General features: G+C 63.6%; 25 protein-coding genes. 13 read left to right on the top strand and 12 right to left on the bottom strand.

Annotated features, from left to right (window positions below; genetic code table 11):
- Positions 1-34: 34 nt before the first annotated feature.
- The 3 genes from SxD43FB_RS13425 to SxD43FB_RS13415 all read right to left on the bottom strand — a co-directional run bounded on the left by SxD43FB_RS13425 (position 35) and on the right by SxD43FB_RS13415 (position 3,967).
- Positions 35-1,306 carry a PepSY domain-containing protein gene (locus tag SxD43FB_RS13425; protein ID WP_255245722.1) on the bottom strand — a complete coding sequence of 424 codons (1,272 nt, stop codon included), beginning with the start codon at positions 1,304-1,306 and terminating at the stop codon, positions 35-37.
- A gap of 22 nt (positions 1,307-1,328) precedes the next feature.
- On the bottom strand, positions 1,329-3,359 hold the full coding sequence (locus SxD43FB_RS13420; RefSeq protein ID WP_096062605.1) for a TonB-dependent receptor: 2,031 nt from the start codon (positions 3,357-3,359) through the stop codon (positions 1,329-1,331).
- Positions 3,360-3,559: 200 nt separating this feature from the next.
- Complete coding sequence (locus SxD43FB_RS13415; protein WP_096062604.1) at positions 3,560-3,967, bottom strand: DUF2946 family protein; 408 nt, start codon at positions 3,965-3,967, stop codon at positions 3,560-3,562.
- A gap of 109 nt (positions 3,968-4,076) precedes the next feature.
- Here SxD43FB_RS13415 and SxD43FB_RS13410 point away from each other — a divergent pair, with 109 nt between their 5' ends.
- Positions 4,077-4,484 carry a MerR family DNA-binding transcriptional regulator gene (locus SxD43FB_RS13410; protein ID WP_043151562.1) on the top strand — a complete coding sequence of 136 codons (408 nt, stop codon included), beginning with the start codon at positions 4,077-4,079 and terminating at the stop codon, positions 4,482-4,484.
- Positions 4,485-4,524: 40 nt separating this feature from the next.
- Positions 4,525-6,327: an acyl-CoA dehydrogenase C-terminal domain-containing protein gene (locus SxD43FB_RS13405; protein WP_096062652.1), complete on the top strand. Its 1,803-nt coding sequence runs from the start codon at positions 4,525-4,527 to the stop codon at positions 6,325-6,327.
- Between the two features lie 70 nt (positions 6,328-6,397).
- Here the strand turns inward: SxD43FB_RS13405 and SxD43FB_RS13400 are convergent, their stop codons facing one another.
- The 3 genes from SxD43FB_RS13400 to dnaK form a co-directional block, all read right to left on the bottom strand.
- A complete protein-coding gene (locus SxD43FB_RS13400; RefSeq protein ID WP_096062603.1) occupies positions 6,398-6,688 on the bottom strand; it encodes a hypothetical protein in 291 nt (96 codons plus the stop codon).
- A 114-nt stretch (positions 6,689-6,802) separates the two neighbouring features.
- Positions 6,803-7,939: a molecular chaperone DnaJ gene (gene dnaJ / locus SxD43FB_RS13395; RefSeq protein WP_069065124.1), complete on the bottom strand. Its 1,137-nt coding sequence runs from the start codon at positions 7,937-7,939 to the stop codon at positions 6,803-6,805.
- Between the two features lie 66 nt (positions 7,940-8,005).
- Positions 8,006-9,904 carry a molecular chaperone DnaK gene (dnaK, locus tag SxD43FB_RS13390; protein ID WP_037475465.1) on the bottom strand — a complete coding sequence of 633 codons (1,899 nt, stop codon included), beginning with the start codon at positions 9,902-9,904 and terminating at the stop codon, positions 8,006-8,008.
- 174 nt (positions 9,905-10,078) lie between these two features.
- Here dnaK and SxD43FB_RS13385 point away from each other — a divergent pair, with 174 nt between their 5' ends.
- The 4 genes from SxD43FB_RS13385 to SxD43FB_RS13370 are packed head-to-tail and all read left to right on the top strand — an operon-like array spanning position 10,079 to position 11,586.
- Positions 10,079-10,552 (top strand): copper chaperone PCu(A)C, encoded by a 474-nt coding sequence (locus tag SxD43FB_RS13385; RefSeq protein ID WP_096062602.1) that lies wholly within the window; start codon positions 10,079-10,081, stop codon positions 10,550-10,552.
- Positions 10,549-11,007: a vgr related protein gene (locus SxD43FB_RS13380; protein ID WP_096062601.1), complete on the top strand. Its 459-nt coding sequence runs from the start codon at positions 10,549-10,551 to the stop codon at positions 11,005-11,007. Before SxD43FB_RS13385 ends, SxD43FB_RS13380 begins: the two co-directional genes overlap by 4 nt.
- Before the next feature lie 31 nt (positions 11,008-11,038).
- Positions 11,039-11,284 (top strand): type II toxin-antitoxin system ParD family antitoxin, encoded by a 246-nt coding sequence (locus tag SxD43FB_RS13375; RefSeq protein WP_096062600.1) that lies wholly within the window; start codon positions 11,039-11,041, stop codon positions 11,282-11,284.
- Positions 11,281-11,586, top strand: coding sequence for a type II toxin-antitoxin system RelE/ParE family toxin (locus SxD43FB_RS13370; protein ID WP_037475457.1), 306 nt, complete (start codon positions 11,281-11,283; stop codon positions 11,584-11,586). The genes SxD43FB_RS13375 and SxD43FB_RS13370 overlap by 4 nt, the downstream gene beginning before the upstream one ends.
- 59 nt (positions 11,587-11,645) lie before the next feature.
- On the opposite strand, the gene sdhA is transcribed toward SxD43FB_RS13370, so the two are convergent.
- From sdhA to sdhC, 3 genes are read right to left on the bottom strand one after another with little or no spacing between them, the layout of a single operon-like run.
- Positions 11,646-13,448 (bottom strand): succinate dehydrogenase flavoprotein subunit, encoded by a 1,803-nt coding sequence (gene sdhA, locus SxD43FB_RS13365; RefSeq protein WP_043151571.1) that lies wholly within the window; start codon positions 13,446-13,448, stop codon positions 11,646-11,648.
- Positions 13,448-13,837 carry a succinate dehydrogenase, hydrophobic membrane anchor protein gene (gene sdhD, locus SxD43FB_RS13360; protein WP_037476151.1) on the bottom strand — a complete coding sequence of 130 codons (390 nt, stop codon included), beginning with the start codon at positions 13,835-13,837 and terminating at the stop codon, positions 13,448-13,450. The genes sdhA and sdhD overlap by 1 nt, the downstream gene beginning before the upstream one ends.
- Positions 13,837-14,232 (bottom strand): succinate dehydrogenase, cytochrome b556 subunit, encoded by a 396-nt coding sequence (sdhC, locus tag SxD43FB_RS13355; RefSeq protein WP_037476149.1) that lies wholly within the window; start codon positions 14,230-14,232, stop codon positions 13,837-13,839. The genes sdhD and sdhC overlap by 1 nt, the downstream gene beginning before the upstream one ends.
- Before the next feature lie 198 nt (positions 14,233-14,430).
- Here sdhC and SxD43FB_RS13350 point away from each other — a divergent pair, with 198 nt between their 5' ends.
- A complete protein-coding gene (locus SxD43FB_RS13350) occupies positions 14,431-15,765 on the top strand; it encodes a methyl-accepting chemotaxis protein (protein ID WP_096062599.1) in 1,335 nt (444 codons plus the stop codon).
- A gap of 172 nt (positions 15,766-15,937) precedes the next feature.
- Positions 15,938-16,936 (top strand): 50S ribosomal protein L11 methyltransferase, encoded by a 999-nt coding sequence (locus tag SxD43FB_RS13345; RefSeq protein ID WP_096062598.1) that lies wholly within the window; start codon positions 15,938-15,940, stop codon positions 16,934-16,936.
- Positions 16,937-16,954: 18 nt separating this feature from the next.
- On the opposite strand, the gene SxD43FB_RS13340 is transcribed toward SxD43FB_RS13345, so the two are convergent.
- The gene (locus SxD43FB_RS13340) at positions 16,955-18,085 is read right to left on the bottom strand and encodes a M14-type cytosolic carboxypeptidase (RefSeq protein WP_096062597.1); all 1,131 of its coding nucleotides are present in this window, start codon (positions 18,083-18,085) and stop codon (positions 16,955-16,957) included.
- On the bottom strand, positions 18,082-18,678 hold the full coding sequence (locus SxD43FB_RS13335) for a hypothetical protein (RefSeq protein ID WP_096062651.1): 597 nt from the start codon (positions 18,676-18,678) through the stop codon (positions 18,082-18,084). Before SxD43FB_RS13335 ends, SxD43FB_RS13340 begins: the two co-directional genes overlap by 4 nt.
- Before the next feature lie 200 nt (positions 18,679-18,878).
- On the opposite strand from SxD43FB_RS13335, the gene ykgO reads away from it, so the two are divergent.
- Positions 18,879-19,004: a type B 50S ribosomal protein L36 gene (gene ykgO, locus SxD43FB_RS13330; RefSeq protein ID WP_003046794.1), complete on the top strand. Its 126-nt coding sequence runs from the start codon at positions 18,879-18,881 to the stop codon at positions 19,002-19,004.
- A gap of 437 nt (positions 19,005-19,441) precedes the next feature.
- On the opposite strand, the gene pyk is transcribed toward ykgO, so the two are convergent.
- Entirely contained in the window at positions 19,442-20,893 is a 1,452-nt protein-coding gene (gene pyk / locus SxD43FB_RS13325; RefSeq protein WP_096062596.1) for a pyruvate kinase, read from the bottom strand.
- Between the two features lie 106 nt (positions 20,894-20,999).
- Between pyk and SxD43FB_RS13320 the strand changes: the two genes are divergently transcribed.
- The 4 genes from SxD43FB_RS13320 to SxD43FB_RS13305 all read left to right on the top strand — a co-directional run bounded on the left by SxD43FB_RS13320 (position 21,000) and on the right by SxD43FB_RS13305 (position 22,850).
- On the top strand, positions 21,000-21,299 hold the full coding sequence (locus tag SxD43FB_RS13320) for a DUF1244 domain-containing protein (protein WP_096062595.1): 300 nt from the start codon (positions 21,000-21,002) through the stop codon (positions 21,297-21,299).
- Positions 21,300-21,343: 44 nt separating this feature from the next.
- The gene (locus SxD43FB_RS13315; RefSeq protein ID WP_006956223.1) at positions 21,344-21,586 is read left to right on the top strand and encodes a DUF2312 domain-containing protein; all 243 of its coding nucleotides are present in this window, start codon (positions 21,344-21,346) and stop codon (positions 21,584-21,586) included.
- A 123-nt stretch (positions 21,587-21,709) separates the two neighbouring features.
- Entirely contained in the window at positions 21,710-22,036 is a 327-nt protein-coding gene (locus tag SxD43FB_RS13310; RefSeq protein WP_171899206.1) for a heavy metal-binding domain-containing protein, read from the top strand.
- 70 nt (positions 22,037-22,106) lie between these two features.
- Positions 22,107-22,850 carry a YebC/PmpR family DNA-binding transcriptional regulator gene (locus SxD43FB_RS13305; RefSeq protein ID WP_037473419.1) on the top strand — a complete coding sequence of 248 codons (744 nt, stop codon included), beginning with the start codon at positions 22,107-22,109 and terminating at the stop codon, positions 22,848-22,850.
- Positions 22,851-22,882 lie beyond the last annotated feature (32 nt).

Raw genomic sequence — 22,882 nt, 5'->3', positions numbered from 1 at the left:
CCATAGTCGCTCTCCCGCCCAAACGGAAGCGGCGTCAGGCGGGGCGGACCTTCCCGACCAGCCATTCGCCGACTAGCGCCACGATCATGCTGAGACCGGTCAGCGGGAACAGCGCCCCCAGCAGCAGCATCGTGGCGGCGACGACCCGTTCCGCCCGACCGATCGCGCGCGGCGGTGCGGTCAGCCGTCCTTGTTTGCGCCGCTTCCACCACAGGACAGGCGCGGTCAGGCACAAGGCGAGCAGGCTCAGGCACCCAGCCAGCATCAGCAGCCGGTTGACCTCGCCATATTGCTGGCCCTGATGGGTGGCGATGCCCCATTCGACCGCCTTTGCGCCGGGGCCGAACATGCGCCAGTCCATATCCTGCACCACCGCGCCGCTGGCCGCATCTATGGTGATGGCGCGGGAATCGTCGGCGCGCGTGACGAGGGTGACGACCAGATAGGGCGCGCCGGGGGAGGCGGGTAGGATGAGTTGATAGCCGTCCGCCAATCCGCGCTTCGCGGCGATGTCCGCCACGGCATCGACGCCAATGTCGCCCGCTGCACCCGATGCCGCCCCGCCTTCGCGCAGGGTCCAGGGCAGTGCATCCTTGGCCGGGGCCGTCCAGGGAATGACCGCCATTTTCGGGCGACCCCAGTTATTGGCCGCGACCACCGCGCGCAAGCCTCCACCCCAGACATCCGTCCAGGGCATGCCAGTGATCGCGAGGAACAGGATGACGCCCGCCGACAGGAAGCCCAACGTCCCATGCAGGTCGCGCCAGAAGAGCCGCCCTGTCGCCCTACCCCGGATGGCGATGGCGGGCTGGCCGCGCCGGGGCCAGCGCAGATAGAGGCCCGTGATGCACAGGATGATCGCCCAGCCCGCCACCACTTCGACCAGCCGGTTGCCGACCGCACCGGTCAGCGCCAGGCTGTGCAGATCCTTGATCGTCTTCATGACGCCGCCGCCCTGCATGATCCCCAGCAGGCGACCGTCATGCGGATCGACGAAATGGACCGTGGCCACGCCATCGGCACCCTTGGTCGTCACCCGCCAGCTTTGCGTGGCGCTGGCGGGATGGGTGATCTGGGTCGCCTGTTCGCCGCTGGCCTGTTCGACGGCGGCGATCAGGCGGGCCGGGGTCAGCATCGGCACGCCCGGTCTGGCGGCGATCTCGACCGGATAGAGAAATGCCTCCACCTCCGGCTTGTAGAGGTAGAGCGCGCCTGTCACCGCCATCAGCGCGAGGATCGGCAGGACGATGATCCCGGCATAGAAATGCCAGCGCATCATCGCCCGATAGAAGGCACCGTCTGTCATCATCCTGTCCTCCCCCTGAGCTTTAGAAACGCGCGCGCACGCCGCCATAGATGGCGCGGCGTTCGAGCGGATAGAAAGCGACGCTGCCTTCATCCGCTGCGGTGGCGATATTGTCGGCGGCGTAGCGGACGAGCGCGCTGATGTCGCCGACGGCGCGCTTCTGCGTCAGGTTGCGCGCGTCGAGGAAGAGGGTCACGCCGTCGCGCAGTTGCGCCTGCGCACCGAGGTTGAGCAGCGCATAGCTCCCGACCCGCTTGCTGTTAACATAATCCACCCACGCCCCCTGCGGCAGCCATTCGACCGAGGGCGACACGCTGATCCGGTCATTGCCCAGCCGCAGTTCGGCGCGATAGAAATGGCGCGGCACCACTGGCAGGCGATTGTCGCCATAGACCGCATCGTTGCGGAAGCGAAAATCGCTATATTGATAGACCTGCCGCAGCGATGCCCAGGGGGTGAAGGCCAGTTGCAGGCCCGCCTCGATCCCCTGATGCCGGGTCTTGTCGGCGTTGAAGGTGGCGGCCGGGATGACGCCCGCGATCACGCTATATTGCAGCATCTCGCCCTTGATGTCGGCGCGGTAGAGGCTGATGTCCCAAGCGGCGATGCCGATGCGGCCACGCGTGCCGATCTCCGCCGTCCACGCCTTTTGCGCGCGGACGGGCGTGAAACCGGGCGCGCCGCCAGCGGGCGTTTGGCTGAGTTCGCTAAAGCCCGGCAGTTCGACCGAGCGGCTGTAATTGGCGAAGAATTGCAGTGTTTCGCTCGGTTCGTAAAGCAGGCCGATCTTGGGCGCGAAAGCATCGAAGCTGGCGTCGCCGCTGCGCGCCGGGGCGAAGCGGTTGTCGATCTTGCGCTCGCCATGGGTGTAGACGCCGCCGCCGATCAGCCACAGGCCCGGCATCGGGGCAATGCGCGCTTCGCCATAGCTGTTGATCGTCTGCGCGCGCTGCTGGACCAAAGCGGTTGGGGCACCACGGTCGCCTGCGATATTAACGAACTGGCGTGCGGTCACCTTGCCGAAGCGCGCCTGGCTGCCGAGTGTCACTTCCACCGGCATCCCACCCAGATCGCCCGCCAGGTCAAGGCTGGCGAACGCGCCGCGATCCTCGGATTTCTGGTCGATCACCTGGAAGATGGGGTGATAGAGATCCTTGGCGTTGAAGAAGAGGCCGAAGGCGAGCGCGCCATTGCCAAGGGCGATAGTGGTGCGGTTTTGCAGGCGGATCGAATCGATGTCGCGCGCCTGATCGCCGACGAAATTGCCCCTGGTCGGATTGGTCAGCACTGACTTTTCGGACAACGACCCGGACAGCTTCTGACGAATATTTTGGGCACTGGCGTAGAAGCGGGTTTCGATGGTGTCGCTGATCTTCACGCCGACATTGCCGTTGAAGCGATAGGATCGCCGCTTGCCATGATCGCGGTCACCATCGGAGCGATCGGTGGTGATCGCAGCCCAGGCGTCGCCTCGTTCGTCGGCATAGCCATAGGCGGCCTTTGTGCGGATCGTATCGAAGCTGCCGCCATCGACGCGCAGGTCTACGCCCGGCGCGCTGCGCCCGGTCGGCGTCACGGCGTTGATCGCGCCGCCCAGCGTCGATCCGCCAAAGCGCAGCGCATTGCCGCCGCGATAGACCTCGATATGCTGGAAGACTTGCGGGTCGAGTTCCTGAAAATCGCCATTATCATCGGCCAAGTTGAGCGGAATTCCATCCTGCAACAGGGTCAGGCCGCGCATGTGGAAGCCGCGCGACAGGCCCGATCCGCGGATCGAGATGCGGACCTCCTGCCCGAACCGGGGCTGGGTGTAGACGCCCGGCGAAAAGGTCAGCGCATCGCGCAGCGAGACGGCGACCTTGTCCTCGAAGGCATCGGCCGCGACGACATCGACGCCGCCTGGGGCGCGCTGGACGCGGGCGGCGGCGGCTTCGATCATCGGGCTGGCGGTGACGATGATGCGGCGGCCGTCCGCCTCTTCGGCGAAAGCAGGAGCGGACGACAAAGCGAGGGCGCACAGCGATATGCTGCGCAGGCCGGAATGATGGCGCATGGATTTAACCTATTGATAATGTTATTTTAATCCAGCGACCTTCTGTTTGATCGGCTGGATGGGGGCTGGACAGACACGATCCTCCCCTGACAGGGGAGGTGGCTGGCCGCAGGCCAGACGGAGGGGTGTCACCCTATCGATAGCGGCGACACCCCTCCGTCACGCCTTCGGCGTGCCACCTCCCCCACAGGGGGAGGATGTCAAAGGGCTGTCGGCGGCCCGGAGGACGGTGGGGGTGGCGCGGCTAGGCGGGCGATCAGGCCGATCTTGAGCGCGAAGGCAATCGGGCCAAAGGCCAGCGTCCAGGCCGGCAGCGTGAGATCGGCGAGGATCAGCGGCGGGACGATCGGCTGGACCGATGCGGCGAAGGGGCAATGTTGTTGGCTGCCCATGCCGTCATCGGGTTGATGGTCGCCCTGCCCCGGTGCCTGGTCGCGATCGACCACGACGTTGATCGCGCCCTGCCCGGTACAGAGCGTCACGACGACGCCAGTCTCGGTACGGACGGGCATGAAGCCCGGCGGCACGATCATCTGGATGGCGAGCACGAGCAGCGCCAACGCCGCCAGCAGGCCGCGCGCACCCTCCGATCGTCTGATTGCCCCCATGGTCACGTTGCGCGCTTAACCGATGATCGGCGACCTGTCACCGACACAAATTGTCTCAGCCCACCCACTCACCTTGACGTAAACGTAAAGTGTCATTATCTCTATCCTCATGGACAATCGCAGCAGCATCGCGGGCATCGAATTGCCCGACCATAGCGAACGGCAGAGCTACAGCATCACTGACCTGTCGGAAGAATTCGGCGTCACGGCGCGCGCGCTGCGCTTCTATGAGGATGAAGGGTTGATCTCGCCGGAGCGGCAGGGTCTGGCGCGCATCTATTCGCGGCGCGACCGGGCGCGGCTGGCCTGGATATTGCGCGGCAAGCGGGTGGGGTTCAGCCTCACCGAAATCCGCGAGATGATCGACCTCTATGACGCCGACGAAGCCCATGAGGAACAGCGCCGCGTGACGGTCGCCAAGTGCAAGGCGCGCATCGACCTGCTCAACCGGCAGAAGGACGATATCGACGCCGCCATCGCCGAACTGGATGCCTTCGTCGCCACCATTGCCCACTGAATACCAACCGCCTCTCATAAAAAATTCGCAGGAGAAGATCATGCCCAGTTATACCGCCCCCGTTCGCGACACCCGTTTCGTGCTGGACCATGTGGTCGGGCTAGAGCGCTATGCCAATCTACCCGGATTTGAGAATGCGACCCCTGACCTCGTCGACGCGATCCTGACCGAAGGCGGCAAGATGGCCGCCGAAGTCCTGTTCCCGCTCAATGCCGTGGGCGACAAGGAAGGCTGCACCCGTCACCCCGACGGCAGCGTGACCACGCCTACCGGCTTCAAGGCGGCGTTCGACCAGTTCGTCGCGGGCGGTTGGACCACCATCCATGGTCCGGTCGAATTTGGCGGCCAGGGCCTGCCCAGCGTATTGGCGACGGCGGTGGACGAATATGTCCTGTCGGCCAACCAATCGTTCGAAATGTATCATGGCCTGACCGCCGGCGCGGTCGCGGCGCTGATCGCCAAGGGCAGCGACGAATTGCAGCAGCGCTACATTCCCAAGATGGTGTCTGGCGAATGGACCGGCACGATGAACCTGACCGAACCGCATTGCGGCACAGACCTGGGCCTCATCAAGACCAAGGCGGTGCCCAATGCCGATGGCAGCTATGCGATCACCGGCACCAAAATCTTCATTTCGGCGGGCGAGCATGACCTGTCGGACAATATCATCCATCTCGTCCTCGCCAAGACGCCGGACGCGCCGGAAGGCAGCAAGGGCATTTCGCTGTTCGTCGTGCCCAAGATGATGGTGCATGATGACGGATCGCTGGGCGACCGCAACGCCGTGTCGTGCGGCTCGATCGAACATAAGATGGGCATTCACGGCAACGCGACCTGCGTCATGAATTATGACGGCGCGACCGGATGGATGGTGGGTGAGGAGAATAAGGGCCTCGCCGCCATGTTCATCATGATGAACGCCGCGCGGCTGGGCGTTGGCCTGCAGGGACTGGGCCAGGCGGAAATCGCCTTCCAGAATGCGGTCCATTATGCCCGCGACCGGCGGCAGGGCCGCGCGCTGACCGGCCCCAAGGAGCCGGAGGAGAAGGCCGACACGCTGTTCGTCCATCCCGATGTGCGTCGCATGTTGATGGAAGCCAAGGCGATGACCGAAGGGTTGCGCGCGCTCATCCTGTGGGGCGCGCTTCAGGCCGACCTGTCGCATCACGCGGCAACGCCCGAAGAGCGGCAGGCGGCCGACGACATGCTGTCGCTGTTGACCCCGGTGATCAAGGGCTATGGCACCGACCGCGGCTTCGACATCGCCGTCGCCTGCCAGCAGGTGTTTGGCGGCCATGGCTATATCTGGGAAAATGGCGTCGAGCAGTATGTGCGCGACGCCCGCATCGCCCAGATTTACGAAGGCACCAATGGCGTGCAGGCGATGGATCTGGTCGGCCGCAAGCTGGCGATGAATGGCGGCCGCGCGCTGCAGGCTTTCCTCAAGGTCGTCGCCGACGAGGTGGCCGAAGCCAAGGGGCATGAGAAGCTTGCCCCCTTTGCCGAATCGCTGGAGAAGGCAAGCGCGCAACTGGGCGCGGCAACGATGTGGCTGATGCAGAACGCCATGAAGAACCCGGACAATGCCGGGGCCGGCGCGCATCATTATATGCACATAGTGGGCATCGTCGCGACTGGTCTGATGTGGTTGCGGATGAGCAAGGCGGCAGCGACGCTGCTGGCGGCGGGGGAAGGCGACGCCAAGTTCCTGGAAGCCAAGCTGGTGACCGCGCGCTTCTTTGCCGAGCGGATCATGCCCGACGCGGGATCGCTCCGCCGCAAGATCGAGGGCGGTGCCGACGCGCTGATGGCGCTCGACCCGGACATGTTCCTGGCGGCCTGAGGCTGGACACGAAAAAAGGGGCTCCGTGACATGTCACGGAGCCCCTTTTTGTCAGGCGTAAAGGGAAGACTTAGTCTTCGCCATTATCCTTGACGCCAACGGTCGGTACATCGACCGTCTTTTCCTCGGTGCCGACGACGACTTCCTTCGAATCGACATCGACATTGGGCAGTGCGCCGCCATCGACGCTGACTTCGGGCATGTCGCCGCCGCTCACGTCGGCTTTCCAGAAGCCGGTGGCGAACAGGATGCCGACGATCGCAAGAATGGCGATCAGCACAATCGCGATTGTGCGGCCCGGCCCCTTCTTTTCCACGATAACCCGGCGATCGTCATATCCATCATTACGAACGTCAACCATTGCAAACCCTCCTCATGTCGTTGTGGAGGGAGAAACGGTCTGGCAATCTTATTGGTTCCAGCGGCGGAGCGTTGGCGATGTCAGACAGGATGGTCGTCGCCAACATCTACGGCGTCAATCGCCCCACAAATCCTTGATCTTGCCGAAGAAACCGGTCGAAGCCGGGCATTCTTCCCCGGTTTCGGTTTCGCGGAAGGCTTCGAGCAATTCCTTCTGCCGGGCGGTCAGCCGGGTCGGCGTTTCGACGTCGATCTGAACCACAAGATCGCCCTGCCCGCGCCCGTTGAGGACGGGCATGCCTGCGCCGCGCTGGCGGATCTGCTTGCCCGACTGGATGCCGGCCGGGATCTTGATCTCGTGCCGCACGCCGTCGAGGCCCGGCACTTCGATCGACCCGCCCAGCGACGCCGTGGTGAAGCTCACCGGACAGCGACAGAAGAGCGTCGTGCCCTCGCGCTCGAACAGCGAATGGCGCTTCACATGCAGGAAGATATAGAGATCGCCCGCAGGCGCGCCGCGCGCGCCCGCTTCGCCTTCGCCGGTCAGGCGGATGCGCGTGCCTTCGTCGACGCCCGCCGGTATGTTGACCGACAGCGACTTGGGCTTGTCCACCCGGCCTTCGCCGCGACAGGCGCGGCATGGGCTTTCGATGACCTGTCCTGCGCCATGGCAGGATGGGCAGGTACGTTCGACCATGAAGAAGCCCTGCTGCGCCCGCACCTGGCCATGGCCCTTGCAGGTGCCGCAGGTCTTGACCCCGGTGCCGGGCTGCGCGCCCGACCCTTCGCAGGTGTCGCAGGCTGCAGACACTTCGATTTCGATCTGGGTCTGCTTGCCATGATAGGCTTCGTCGAGGCTGATTTCGAGGTCGTAGCGCAGGTCCGCGCCGCGCCGTTGCTGCTGACGACCACCGCCGCCACCGCCAAAGCCCGACTGGCCGAAGATGGTCTCGAAAATATCGCCAAGGTCGGAAAATCCGCCCGCATTGGCGCGATGACCGCCGCCGCCGCCCTGCTCATGCTGGGTATAGGCGGCATGACCGAAGCGGTCATAGGCCGCGCGCTTCTGCGGGTCTTTCAGGCACTCATAGGCCTGCGACACCGCCTTAAACTTGGCTTCGCTTTCGGCACATCCCCCCGTCTTGTCGGGGTGATATTTCATCGCGAGCTTGCGATAGGCGCTCTTGATCTGCGCACCATCGGCGGTGCGCTCGATTTCGAGCAGCGTATAATAATCGATTTCGGTCGTCATTCGGACCCCCGCCCACCTCTTCCCTCACCCCGACCATGGCCGGGGTGAGGGATATGGGGCATCGGCTTACGCCTTGTTGTCATCCACTTCGGAGAATTCGGCGTCGACGACATCGTCATCAGCCTTGGGCGCGTCCGCACCCGGAGCCGCGGCCGAAGCCTGCTCCTTCTCGTAAATGGCCTGGCCCAGCTTCATCGCGATCGTCGCGAGTTCCTGCGCCTTGCTCTTCATCGCTTCGGCATCGCCGCCTTCGATCGCCGACTTGGTCGCGGCGATCGCGGTTTCGATCTCGCCCTTCAGCGCCGCATCGACCTTGTCGCCATGTTCGGCCAGCTGGGCTTCGGTGGTGTGAACCAGGCTTTCGGCGTTGTTCTTCGCCTCGGCCGCCTCGCGGCGCTTTTTGTCCTCTTCGGCGAAGCGTTCGGCATCCTTGACCATCTGGTCGATGTCGGAATCGCTCAGGCCACCCGACGCCTGGATGCGGATCTGCTGTTCCTTGCCGGTGCCCTTGTCCTTGGCCGACACGTTGACCAGGCCGTTGGCGTCGATGTCGAACGTGACTTCGATCTGCGGCACGCCGCGCGGCGCTGGCGGGATGCCGACGAGGTCGAACTGGCCGAGGATCTTGTTGTCCGCCGCCATTTCGCGCTCGCCCTGGAACACGCGGATGGTCACCGCCTGCTGATTGTCGTCGGCGGTCGAATAGACCTGGCTCTTCTTCGCCGGGATGGTCGTGTTGCGATCGATCATGCGGGTGAACACGCCACCCAGCGTTTCGATGCCCAGCGACAACGGCGTCACGTCGAGCAGCAGCACGTCCTTGACGTCGCCCTGCAGCACGCCCGCCTGAATGGCGGCGCCCATGGCGACGACTTCGTCAGGGTTCACGCCGGTATGCGGTTCCTTGCCGAAAAATTCCTTCACGGCTTCGCGCACCTTGGGCATGCGGGTCATGCCGCCGACCAGGACGACTTCGCTGATGTCAGCCGCCGAAACGCCGGCGTCCGCCATCGCCTTCTTGCAAGGTTCCATCGTGCGCTTGATGAGGTCGGCGACCAGGCGCTCCAGGTCCGACCGGGTGATGGTCTTGACCAGATGCTTGGGGCCGTTCTGATCGGCGGTGATGAAGGGCAGGTTGACTTCGGTCGACTGGGCCGAGGACAGTTCGATCTTCGCCTTTTCAGCGGCTTCCTTCAGACGCTGGAGGGCCAGCTTGTCTTTGGTGAGGTCGATGCTCTCGGTCTTCTTGAAGTCGTCGGCCAGGAACTGCACCAGCTTGGCGTCGAAATCTTCACCGCCAAGGAACGTGTCGCCGTTGGTCGACTTCACTTCGAACACGCCATCGCCGATTTCCAGGATGGAAATGTCGAAGGTGCCGCCGCCAAGGTCATAGACCGCGATCGTCTTGCCGTCCTGCTTGTCGAGGCCATAGGCCAGCGCCGCTGCGGTGGGCTCATTGATGATGCGCAGAACTTCAAGGCCTGCGATCTGACCGGCGTCCTTGGTCGCCTGACGCTGGGCATCGTTGAAGTAGGCCGGCACGGTGATGACCGCCTGCGTGACCGTTTCGCCCAGATAGCTCTCAGCGGTTTCCTTCATCTTCTGCAGGGTGAAGGCCGAAATCTGCGCGGGGCTGTAATCCTGACCACCGGCGCGGACCCAGGCGTCGCCGTTCGGACCCTTGGCGATGTCATAGGGGACGAGTTCCATGTCTTTTTTGGTCATGGGATCGTCGAAGCGGCGGCCGATCAGGCGCTTGACCGCGAAGATCGTGTTGTCACCGTTGGTGACTGCCTGGCGCTTGGCCGGCTGGCCGATCAGGCGTTCGCCATCCTTGGCGAAGGCGACGATGGAGGGCGTCGTGCGCGCGCCTTCCGCATTTTCAATAACCTTGGGCTTGCCACCGTCCATGACGGCGACGCAGCTGTTGGTGGTGCCAAGGTCGATACCGATTACTTTTGCCATTGTGTCCTCTTTGAACCCCAAATTTCATTCAGCGGTTGACGGCCCCATACCCCACGAAAGCGCCAAGGCAAGGCCGGTCTGCATGGGCGATATAGGCGTGCTTTTGCTTGGCACAAGAAGCAGCGGCCATTAGCTATGTCATCGACCGGAAACGAGACAGTCATGGAGTGACCAATGCGCGCGCCCTTCGCCCTTATCGCCCTCGCGGCCCCGCTCGCGCTGACCGCGTGCGGCGACCCTGCGCCAAGCTACATTGACCAGGCCTGGGTGCGGCTGTCGCCCAACAAGGAATCGCCCTCGGCCGGCTATTTCGTCGCGCATGGCGGCGATGCGGGCGTGCAGATACGCGGCGTGCTGACCGCCTATGCCGTCCGCGTCGAAATGCATGAAAGCGTGATGGACAAGGGCGTCATGACGATGAAGCCGATCGACAGCGTGGACGTGCCCGCCAAGGGCGAGGTCGCCTTTGCGCCCGGCGGCAAGCATCTGATGCTGTGGGGCATCAACGATGCGGCAATCAACCAGGGCAAGATGGAACTGACCTTCCTGATGAGCGATGGCAAACGGCTGCTGGTGGACGCAGTGATTCGCAAGCCGGAGGCGGCGGGCGCGGCGGGCGCCAAACCCGCCGCGCATGAGGGCCATTGAGCAGCCGTAGCCTGACGCCCGACGAAATCGCGCTTGCCCGCGCCATGTTCGGCCGGGCGATCGCCTATGATCGGGTGCGGGTGCATAACCGCAAATGGTGGCCGTTTCAGCCGAGCCGGGTGACGATGGCCCCTGACGGCCATTTGTGGTTTCCGCCACAAGGGGGCCTGTTCTGCGCCGATTTCTGCGACAGCCCGCTCCCTATCCAGGCGCATTTTGTCCACGAAATGACCCATGTGTGGCAGGCGCAGCGATCGGGCAAATGGTGGCTACCGCTGATGCGCCACCCGTTTTGCCGCTATGATTATGCGGTCGTGCCGGGCAAGCCCTTCGCGCATTATGGCATCGAACAGCAGGCCGAGATCGTGCGCCACGCGTTTTTGTTACGACAGGGTGTGGCGGTAAGGGGCAAGCCGGGGCTTGACGTCTATGAGGCGTTGCTGCCGTTCGGTTGAAGTTACTACCAATATTTGGTAAGATGGTGACATGAGCAGCAAGACCACCTCCGTCGCCTTGGGCGACCATTTCCGCGAGTTCGCCGAACGCAAGGTTAGCGAAGGCCGCTACGGATCGACCAGCGAAGTGATCCGCGCGGGATTGCGGATGCTGGAGTCGGAAGAGCAGAAGCTGGAAGCGCTCAGGGCGGCGATTCAGGAAGGGCTGGATAGCGGGCCAGGGCAAGAGTTTGACTTCGATGCATGGCTCGACCGACGCTTCCCGGTTAGCGAGTGAAACATCGCACCCTTGTCTATTCGCCGCGCGCCTTGTCCGACCTTGAGGAGATTGGCATACGCAGCGAACGCGAATGGGGCAGAAAACAGACGCGATCCTATCTTGCCGCCATCAAGGACACGGCCGGGAAATTGATATCCTTCCCTTCCTTGGGCATGGATTGCACATTCCTTTCGCCCGATTTGCGCAAACGCCGATCAGGCAGCCATTTTCTTTTCTACCAGATCCTGCCGGACGAGATCCTCATCGTGAGGATATTGCACGAGCGCATGGACTTTGAAGGCCATTTAGCGGACGTTTAGTTCCATGAAAAAGGCGGACCTTTCGGCCCGCCCTCTTCATCGTCATCCCTGATCGCGGATCAATAGACCCGCGCCTTGGGCTGCACATATTCCGCTTCGTCGGTCAGCGTGTAATCATGGACCGGGCGGTAATCGAGCTTCACTTCGCCGCCGGAACCACCCCAGCCGTCGAACCAGCTGATCGTGTGCTTCATCCAGTTTTCGTCGTCGCGGTTCGGGAAATCCTCATGCGCGTGCGCGCCGCGGCTTTCCTTGCGGTTTTCCGCGCTGACCATGGTGCAGACCGCCTGCGACATGAGATTGTCCAGTTCCAGCGTCTCGACAAGGTCGGTGTTCCAGATCAGCGAGCGATCCGACACGCCGACATCCTGCATGCCCGCATAGACATTGTGCATCTTGTCGACGCCCTCGGCCAGCAGCGCGCTGTCGCGGAACACGGCGGCGTGCTTCTGCATCGTGTGCTGCATTTCGAGGCGCAGCTTCGCGGTCGGCGTGCCGCCGGTCGCGTTGCGATATTTGTCGAGGCGGCTGAGCGCCAGGTCGGCGGCGTCCGATGCCAGCGGCTTGTGGCTGCCATTGGGCTTCAGATTATCCTTGAGGAACAGACCCGTCGCCCGGCCGAACACGACTAGATCGATCAGCGAGTTGGAGCCGAGGCGGTTTGCGCCATGGACCGACACGCAGGCCGCTTCGCCGACCGCAAACAGGCCGGGGACCACGACTTCGGGATCGCCATCCTTCTTGGTCAGCACCTGGCCATGATAGTTACAGGGAATGCCGCCCATATTATAATGGACCGTCGGCGTGACGGGCAGCGGCTGGCGGGTCAGGTCGACACCGGCAAAAATCTTGCCGCTTTCGGTGATGCCCGGCAGGCGTTCGGCCAGCACCTTGGGATCGATATGATCAAGGTGCAGGAAGATATGATCCTTGTTCGGACCAACGCCGCGCCCTTCGCGCATTTCCATCGCCATCGACCGCGACACGACGTCGCGCGACGCGAGATCCTTCGCCGAGGGGGCATAGCGTTCCATGAACCGCTCGCCTTCGGAGTTGGTGAGATAGCCACCCTCCCCACGCGCGCCTTCGGTGATCAGCACGCCCGCGCCGTAGATGCCGGTCGGGTGGAACTGGACGAATTCCAGATCCTGGAGCGGAAGCCCCGCGCGCAGCACCATGCCGCCGCCGTCGCCAGTGCAGCTATGCGCCGAGGTCGCGGAGAAATAGGCGCGGCCATAGCCGCCCGTCGCCAGCACGACCGCATGCGCGCGGAAGCGATGGATCGAGCCATCTTCCATGCACAAGGCGATCACGCCCCGGCATTCGCCATTTTCCATGATCAGGTCGATGGCGAAATATTCGATGTAGAAGTCCGCGTCATATTTCAGCGACTGCTGATAGAGCGCGTGCAGCATGGCGTGGCCGGTACGGTCGGCGGCGGCGCAGGTGCGCTGCACCGGCGGGCCGGCACCCATATTCTGCATGTGACCGCCGAAGGGACGCTGGTAGATCGTGCCATCCTCGTTGCGGCTGAACGGCACGCCGGCATGTTCCAGTTCGATGACGGCGGCAGGTGCTTCGCGCACCATATATTCGATCGCGTCCTGATCGCCCAGCCAGTCCGACCCCTTGACGGTGTCGTACATGTGCCAGGTCCAGTGATCGGGCGAATTATTGCCGAGGCTGGCCGCGATCCCGCCCTGTGCCGCGACCGTGTGGCTGCGCGTGGGGAACAATTTGGTGATGCAGGCGGTCTTGAGGCCCGCTTCGGCGCTGCCCATGGTCGCGCGCAGGCCCGAACCGCCCGCGCCCACGACCACGGTGTCATAGGTATGATCGATGATCTTATAGGCTTGCGTCATTATTCGACGACCCCTGTGAAAGCGATCTTGGCGATCGCGAAGACGCCTGCGGCCGCGCCGCCAAAGGCATAGAAGTTAAGCAGCAGCATCGAGAAGAAGGCCATGCCCTTATCGTGGACATAATCTTCCAGCATCACCTGCATGCCGAGGCGCAGATGCCAGAAGATGCTGACGATCATCAGCATCATCGGCACCGCCACCAGCGGGTTGGCGATCCACAGCACGACGCTCTCATAATCGAGGCCGGGCAGGCTGATCAGGCTGAAGATCAGCCACAAAACCAGCAGCAGGTTGCCAACGGCGGTGTAGCGCTGCGCCAGCCAGTGATGCGCGCCGTGCCTGGCCGAACCCAGACCGCGAACGCGGCCAATACCCGTTCCGTTGCCCATCAGAAACCCTTTCCGAAGATATAGAGCCACAGCAGGGCGGTCACGGCGAGCGACGCAGCGAAGGTCGCGATCGACCAGCTCTTGTTGCTACGCAGTTCATATCCCGCGCCCAGATCCAGCACGAAATGGCGCAGACCGGAGAAGAGATGCTGGAAGAAGAACCAGCTAAGGCCGATCATCACCAGATAGCCGATCGGCGACGTGGCGCAGGCGACGAAGGTCGCATAGGCTTCCGGCCCGGTCGCGGCGGCCATCAGCCACCAGATGAGGCCCAGCGCACCGGCCGTCGCCAGACCGTTGCCGGTCACGCGATGGATGATGGAGACGGTCATGGCCGGTCCCCATTTCCATATGGTCAAATGCGGCGAGAGCGGCCGGCTGTTGGATCGCGCCATATCTACCCTTGTCCCTGCTATATTCCTTGATCCCGCCCCCCTTAAGAGCGAACGCACAGGAGGGCAAGCCGCGCCGGGCATGGCTGCCCCAATGTCCGTGCAGAGGGTCAAGATGTTCGATCATAATAAGTGATTAACCAAGGCGCGCTAAAAAGGGATTGAAATACCGTTCATCCCATCATCAGGGGCCGTCCAGCCATGCCGTCCTTCGTTTCTCCTGCCGACACCGCCGCCGAATATATGGCGGACATTGATCCCGACGGCGCGATCGCCCGTGACGCGAAAGAAATCGGGATGTTGATCGAGCCGGACATCGATCAGGTCGCGACGGCATTTTTCGATAGCTATCTGACGGAAACGGGCTTGGCCGACCGGCTAACCCAGTCGGTGATCGACAAGATAAAATCCGAATCGCGTATCTATGCGGCGCATAAGTTGATGCATTTCCAGGAAGCGCGCTGGGTGCGGTCTGCCGCCGATTGCGTGCGGCAGGCGCGCAAACAGGGCGTGCCGGTGCGTTCCGTGCTGATCGCCGTGGGCAAAGCGAACGACAAGATCATGGATCTATTGTGGGATCAGTGCCGGGACGATGATGCGCGCCTGCGCCGGTTGATGCACACTATTTTGCAAATCGGCATGTTCGATGCCGGCTTCATGAGCAATGTGCTATCGTCCGATCAGGCCGAAGTTCAGCGCGCTGAACGGCAGCGCTATGGCACCCTGTTCGAACAGCGGATCATGGGCGAACTGGACGGCGCAACTCGCCTGGGCGAATCGCTGCGCGAACAGGCCAAGGATGCGTCCGCCGCCACGCGCGGCATGTTGGGCAAGGCGTCGGAAGTCGCCGCCGCCGCCGAACAATCGGCGCTGGCGATGCGCGAAGCGGCCCGCACCTCCGCTGGCCTGATCCGTGCGATCGACGATGCCCGCACCGAAGTCGAGGGGGCAGCCGACGTGGCCCAGCGCGCCGCCAAGCAATCGGGCGATGCCGTCACTATGTCCGCCACCCTGTCCGACCATGCCAAGTCGATCGAATCGATCCTCGGCCTCATCCGCGACATTGCAGGTCAAACCAATTTGCTGGCTCTCAACGCCACGATCGAGGCCGCCCGTGCGGGCGACGCCGGACGCGGCTTTGCCGTGGTGGCGCAGGAAGTGAAGAGCCTGGCCAACCAGACCGCGCGCGCGACCGACGAGATCGCCGGCAAGATCGCCGATATCCAGGCCTCGACCCGCCAGTCGGTGGAAACCAACGAGCGCATCCGCGACACGGTGGGCGAAGTGCAGGCCAGCGCAGAACGCATCCGCCATGCCATGGACGCGCAGGCGCAGACCGTCACCATGATCACCGCCGCCGTCGATGAAACCGCGCTGGCCGCCGATTCCATGTCGACCACCATTTCGGCGATCCGCCAGGACACCGAAGTCGTCGCGTCGGAAATCGACCAGCTCGAACGCGGCTTCGTCAGCGTCGAGGGCAAGCTCGCCAGCCTGCGCCATGCCTCGACCGACTTCGGTCGCCAGGTCGCCTGACACTCCATGTTGGTTCGTCATGCTGACGAAAGTCAGCATCCATGCGCGCCCCGTCTGAGAACACGCATAGGTAGAGCCAATGGATCCTGACTTTCGTCAGGATGACGCCAATGCTGAGGCATCGGCGGCCAAACGCTTCCCCTCCCTCCCCTCCTGCTCTACAGGCGGCGGGATGAACGATGCTACCACCCCGGCGATCCAAAGCTGGAAAGTCACCCTGCCCTGCACTCGCGCCGAGGCCGAGGCGCTGGACGGGGATATTGCCGCCTTTGCGATGATGGACCGGCCGCCCGTGCTGATGACCAGCGAGGCGGAACCCGATGACGAGGATGCCTGGCGGCTCGACGCCTATTTCGAGGGCAAGCCCAGCCCCGCCGCGATCAAATTGTTGCGGTCGATGGTGCCCAGCGCCGCGCAGACCAAGCCGGTCGTCGAAGCGCTGCCCGACGAGGATTGGGTGACGATCAGCCAGCAAGGACTGGAGCCGGTTACGGCCGGGCGCTTCCATGTCCGCAACCTCGCCAGCGACCCCGAACAGCCCGGCCAGGTCAACCTGTTGATCGCCGCCAGTCGCGCCTTTGGCACCGGCCAGCATGAAACGACCGCGGGTTGCCTTGCCATGCTCGACCGGATGCGGCGCGTGGGCATGCGGTTCGGCAATGTCGCCGACATCGGCACCGGCACCGGGCTCCTCGCCTTTGCCGCGCTGCATCTATGGCCGCGCGCCTATGCCACCGCGTCGGACATCGATCCGGTCGCGGTCGAGATCAGCGCGGAGAATGCGCTGGCCAATGGCATGGCCGTCGGCCGGGGACAGGGGCAGGTTGCGCTCTATGCCGCCGCCGGGGTCGATCATGCCGCGATCATCACCCGCGCGCCCTATGACCTGCTGATCGCCAACATCCTGGCCGGGCCGTTGATCGAACTCGCCCCTTCGCTCTGCGCGATGGTGGAGGAAGGCGGCACGATCCTGCTCGCGGGCCTGCTCAACGAACAGGCCGACGCCGTGCTGGCGGCCTATCGGGCGCAGGGCATGCGGCTGGCCGAGCGCGCCGATCGGGGCGATTGGCCGACGCTCAGGTTACGCAAGCGGCCCGTCATCGGCTGGAAGCGCCCCCGCCGCCTCAACCCCGCCGCACGCGGCGAAGCGCCCGGCTTCGGCAGTATCTGACGCTCTGGACCGGGATGATCAGAGCGCGTCGATCATCTCGGCCAGCACCGCCAGGCAATCCTTGCCCAACTGCATGGAGCGCGCGGGCGACCAGCCGGTTTCGGCATCGGGCAGGTCGTCATTATCCTTGAACGGCATTTCCAGCGTCATTGCCACCGCACCGAATCGCTCGGCAATCTGGTTGGTGGACATGGCCAGGTTCGCACGGCCTGCACCCGCAACCGGATAGCCAAGGCGCGTCTGGAAATCGGGCGTCCGCGCCGCCAGCGTGTCGCGATAACGGTGATAGAGCGACACTTGCCGGTCGGTGATCGAGGGGATGCCTTCGAACCCGGCGATGAACACGGCGGGGATGGCTTCGTCGCCATGCACGTCCATCGCGAAGTCCACGCCGGTTTCATCCATCGCGTTGCGGACAAGCAGCACTTCGGGGCTGCGTTCCATAGACGGGTCATGCCATTCGCGGTTGAGGTTCACCCCCACCGCATTGGTACGCAGATGGCCCCGGCGGCTGCCATCGGGGTTCATATTGGGGACGAGGTGGATCGTCGCCTTCTGGCGCAGCAGCCGGGCAACGGCATCTTCCTCGTCGGTCAGCCGCTCCAGCGCGCCTTCCATCCACCATTGCGCCATCGATTCGCCGGGATGCTGGCGGGCATAGAGCCACACCTGCTTGGGGCCATCACCGATGGTCAAAAGGTCAATCGGCTGGCCGTCCAGCGTCAACCCCAGTTCGCGATGCGCAACGCCCAGCTGGCAGGCGGCAAAGGCGATCAGGTCATGATGCCGCTCCATCGAATAGGGCGCGAAATAGGCGACCCACACGACATTGGCATCGCTCGCCAGCCGGATGGTCAGCGTGCCATCGGCATAGCTGGTATCGGCCTGGGTCCAGATTTCCCGGTCCTCGCTCACCCGCGCCTTATAGTCGACCCAGCCGTCGGGATAAGCCGACCCGCCACAATTGACGATCGCCAGTTCCACTTCGCGCCCGGCGGCGCCTGCGACGCGGAAGTGGAACCATTGATAAAAGTCGCTCTGATGATCCGTCACGATCTCCAGATCGGCGCGCGCGCCTGTCGGCGTATCGGTGATGGAAAGGGTGCGAATATTGCCGCTGTCAAAGCCGCTGGAAATGGAAATGGTCATTTGACGGTTATAGTCCGCCCCGATTCGCCCGGATAGCCCCCGATCAACGCGCCAGCGAGCTTTTGTGCGGCGATGCCCGGCTGCGCGGCGGGCGTGCCCTGCTTCGCTTCGGTATAGGCGCGGCCTTCCCAGATGGTCGCCGAATCGGACCGGCGGCGCAGTTGCACATGCAATTGCGTGGTCACGATATCCTTGGGCTTGCCCGACAGGTTGATGCCGACGCCCAAGCCCATGCCCGAAAAGCCGCCGCTGCCGATGCCACCGCCCATGCCGACGGTGACGGGGCGATCGTTGCGCGCCTGACCTGAGGGACGGAAGCTGCGCTGGAAGCTGACCAATGCGACATACTCGCTCGCCGCGCCCGGTGCGACGCTGGTGAAGCCCACCCGCTGCCATTCCTGTGCGACGGCGGCGGCATAGGTGCGGAATTCCAGGCTGATGTCAGGATTGCCGGGCATTTCTTCGACCGCGACCGTGCCCGTCCGGGCGGGGTTGCCGACATGGAATCGCGTCACTTCCACCTGTGGCACGGCGGTTGCGCACGCGGCCAGCGGCAGGGCAAGGCAGGCGGCAAGAATCAGGCGCTTCGACATCGATTTCACTCCAACGTGGCTATCCACCGATAAACGGCGCGATGAGCTATATTCCCTCCAACGCGCAAAGCCATGAAGTTGCTGCATGACCGATGAACAACGGCAAAAGAGCGCCCGCCGCCCTTGACTTTGGCCCGCCCCACCCATAGGGGCAGCGCTTCGATTTTCCATCACAGTCAGATTCACCAAGGGCCGATGCCATGAAGATCCGCAACTCGCTCAAGTCGCTCAAGGACCGCCACCGGGACAACCGCGTGATCCGTCGTCGCGGCCGCACCTACGTCATCAACAAGACCAACCGTCGCTTCAAAGCCCGCCAGGGCTAAGCATAGCGGTCAGGATGGTGCCGCTTCCGGCGCTGTCCTAAACCATCGGACTAACCAGTCCTTTCAGAGCGCCCGATCGAGCATGATCGGGCGCTCGATGCGTTTGCGGGTGGGGTCGGGGCAATGCGCGGTGTACCCCCACCCCGTTCGGAATGAGCCTGTCGAAGCCCCTTTCTTTTCAAAGAAGTAAACCCTTCGACAAGCTCAGGGCGAACGGGGTGAGGGGTGCTGAGCGCCTGCGCGGGTGTTGGTGCCCAGGTGCAAACCCCTCTCCCTTGAGGGAGAGGGCTGCGAAGACTTGGCAGCGTGCTGCCTAGTCGTAACTGGGTGAGGGTGTAGCGCGCCAACTGCCATGCCGCACACCCTCATCCAACTCCGCCTACCCTCCCTGCGGTCGGCAAGGCTACGTATCCTTCTCCCTCAAGGGAGAAGGGCGGTCATTCCCGCCCCTTCAATTCATCGCCCTGCACCGCCGCGACATGCAGCACGTTGGTCGATCCGGGCGTGCCGAACGGAACGCCCGCCAGCACGACGATCTTGCCGCCCTTCTCCGCCATGCGATGGCGCAGCGCCATGCGGCGGGCCTTGCCGATCATCTCCTCGAACGTGCCGATATCCTTGGTGCGGATGGCGTACACGCCCCAGGTCAGCCCCAGCTTGCGCGCGGTGTCGGTTCGCGGGGTCAGCGCCAGGATCGGCGCGGAGGGCCGCTCGCGCGCGACGCGCCGCACCGTGCTGCCCGATGAGGTGAAGCAGGTGATGACGCTCGCGCCCACCACGGTCACGATATTGCCTGCCGCTTCAGCCAGCGCGTCGGCGGTAGTGGGATCGGGCTTCGTTTCGGTGAAGTGCAGCCGCGCCAGATAGCCCGGATCACGCTCGACGCTGTTGGCGATGCTGTCCATCATCGCGACCGCCTCGACCGGCCAGTCGCCCGCCGCCGTTTCCGCCGACAGCATGATCGCATCAGCCCCGTCATAGACCGCCGTGGCCACGTCCGACACTTCGGCGCGAGTCGGCGATGGCGACTTGATCATCGATTCGAGCATTTGCGTCGCAACCACCACCGGACGGCCCAGCCGCCGCGCGGTCGCTACGATCTGCTTCTGCAGCGGCGGGACCGATTCGGGCGGCAGTTCGACGCCCAAGTCGCCGCGCGCGACCATGACGCCATCGGCCATCTCGACGATTTCCTCCAGCCGCTGCACCGCCGATGGCTTTTCGATCTTGGCCATCAACGATCCATGCCCGCCCATCAGCTTGCGCGCCTCGGCCAGATCTTCGGGCCGCTGCACGAAGCTGAGCGCGATCCAGTCGCACCCCTGTTCGATCGCGAAGCTGAGGTCACGCCGATCCTTCTCGGTCAGCGCGGGCACGGGCACCACCACGTCGGGCACGTTCACGCCCTTGCGGTTGGACAATGTGCCGCCGACCTCGACGATCGTGTCGATGCGATCCTCGCTGATCGCCTGCACCCGCAGCACCATTTTGCCATCATCCAGCAACAGCCGGGTGCCCGGCACCAGCGCGGCATAGATTTCGGGATGGGGCAGGTTCACGCGGCGCGCGTCGCCCGGCGTTTCGTCGCGATCGAGGATGAAGGGCGCGCCCTTCTCCAAGATCGCCAAGCCCTTTTCGAACGTGCCGACGCGCAGTTTCGGGCCCTGCAAATCGCCCAAGATGGTGGTCGGCCGATGAAATTCATTTTCCAGTTCACGGATGATGGCGATGCGCGCGGCATGATCCTCATGCGCGCCATGGCTCATATTGATGCGAAAGGCGTCGGCTCCCGCGATGAACAGCGCGCGGATCATCTCCGCACTGTCGCTCGCAGGACCAAGCGTCGCAAGAATACGGACCTTGCGCGAGCGGGGCGGTAATTTCGTCATGTGTTCTCCTGGCCGTCATATGCGCTCCGCACTTGCCGGAGCGTCGTTATGGGGTATCCGTGCTGCACGACAGGATGATGTAGATCAGCGAAAGGGTTTCACGCCGATGAACGACACCATAGTCACAGATGCCGTTGCTGCAACCGCCTTCCGCCGGTTGGTGGCGCATTTGCAGCACCGCACCGACGTACAGAATATCGACCTGATGGGGCTGGCCGGCTTTTGCCGTAATTGCCTCGCCGACTGGATCGCGGAAGCGGACGGCACGCTGACGCGGGATGAAGCGCGCGCAATCATCCACGGCATGCCCTTTGCCCAGTGGAAGGAGCAGCATCAGGGCGAGGCCACCCCGGAACAGATCACCCGGATGAAAGAGAGTGTGGCGAAGAACGCCGACACTCACTAGGACGCCCCCCAACCGATTCACATTCCTTTTGGAGACATCATCCCATGACCGAACCCAACGTCGCCGCCGACCAGCTACGCCTCTTGATCGAGCGCATCGAACGGCTGGAAGAAGAAAAGAAGGGCATCGGCGACGACATCAAGGACGTCTATCTGGAAGCCAAGGCGACCGGTTACGACCCCAAGATCATGCGCCAGATCGTCCGCCTGCGGAAGATGCAGCCGCATGACCGGCAGGAAATGGAAGCCATCCTCCAGACCTATTTGTCCGCGCTGGGCATGGAATAAGGCTCAGCCTCCGTTCGTCCTGCGCTTGTCGAAGGGTTCCTCTGCGCGTAGCGAAGTGCCTTCACTAGGTTCAGGCCAAGGCTTCGACAGGCTCAGCCCGAACGGGATCAGAGGAAGAGCGAAATGTCCGAGATCATCGTCAGCACCACCAGCCGCCTGGAAGGGCGACCGGCCAAGGAATATCTGGGCATCGTCACCGGCGAGGTGATCGTGGGGGCCAATCTGTTCCGCGATCTGTTCGCCAGCGTGCGCGATATCGTCGGTGGCCGGTCGGGCGCTTATGAGGACGTGCTGCAACGCGCCCGCGAGCAGGCGATCGGCGAGATGCGGATGCGTGCGGCGACGCTGGGCGCGAACGCGGTCGTCGGCGTCGATCTCGACTATGAAGTGCTGGGCGCCAACGGGTCGATGCTGATGGTGTCGGCGTCGGGGACCGCGATCCTAGTGTAACATTGCGCACGGGCGCGCCGCTCGCTAGAGAGCGCGCTCGTGTTTCATCAGATAATGTCAGGAGAAGGCCGTGGCCGGCCATTCCAAATTCAAGAACATCATGCATCGCAAGGGCGCGCAGGACAAGAAGCGCTCCTCGATGTTCTCCAAGCTCAGCCGCGAAATCACTGTCGCGGCGAAGATGGGCATGCCCGACGTGGACATGAACCCGCGCCTGCGCCTGGCGGTCAATGCCGCCAAGGCCCAGTCCATGCCCAAGGACAATATCCAGCGCGCGATCGACAAGGCGATTGGCGGCGACACCGACAATTATGAAGAAGTGCGCTATGAGGGCTATGGCCCCGGCGGCGTCGCCATCATTGTCGAGGCGCTGACCGACAATCGCAATCGCACCGCGACCAACGTTCGCACCGCTTTCTCGAAAAATGGCGGCAATCTGGGCGCGTCGGGCGCGGTCAGCCATGGCTTCGACCGGGTCGGCCTGATCACCTATCCCGCCAGCGCGGGCGATGCCGAGACGATTTTCGAAGCGGCGTTGGAAGCTGGTGCAGAAGACGTGTCGTCCAACGAGGACGAGCATGAAATCTGGACCGCGATGGACGCGCTCCATGAAGTGTCCAAGGCACTGGAAGCCAAGCTCGGCGAAGCGGAAGGCGCGAAACTCGCCTGGCGGCCGCAGACCACCACCGAAGTCGACGAAGCCAATGCCGCGACCTTGCTCAAGCTGGTCGACACGCTGGAAGATGATGACGACGTCCAGACCGTGTGGGGCAATTATGAAGTGTCCGACGCGGTGATGGAGAAATTGGGTTGATCCCCTGCCCCTCTCCCCTTGGGGAGAGGGTT

Origin of the sequence: Sphingobium sp. D43FB (assembly GCF_002312805.1) — a bacterium.
In the GTDB taxonomy this organism is placed as follows: Bacteria; Pseudomonadota; Alphaproteobacteria; order Sphingomonadales; family Sphingomonadaceae; genus Sphingobium.
This window is presented reverse-complemented; position numbering and strand designations above follow the sequence as displayed.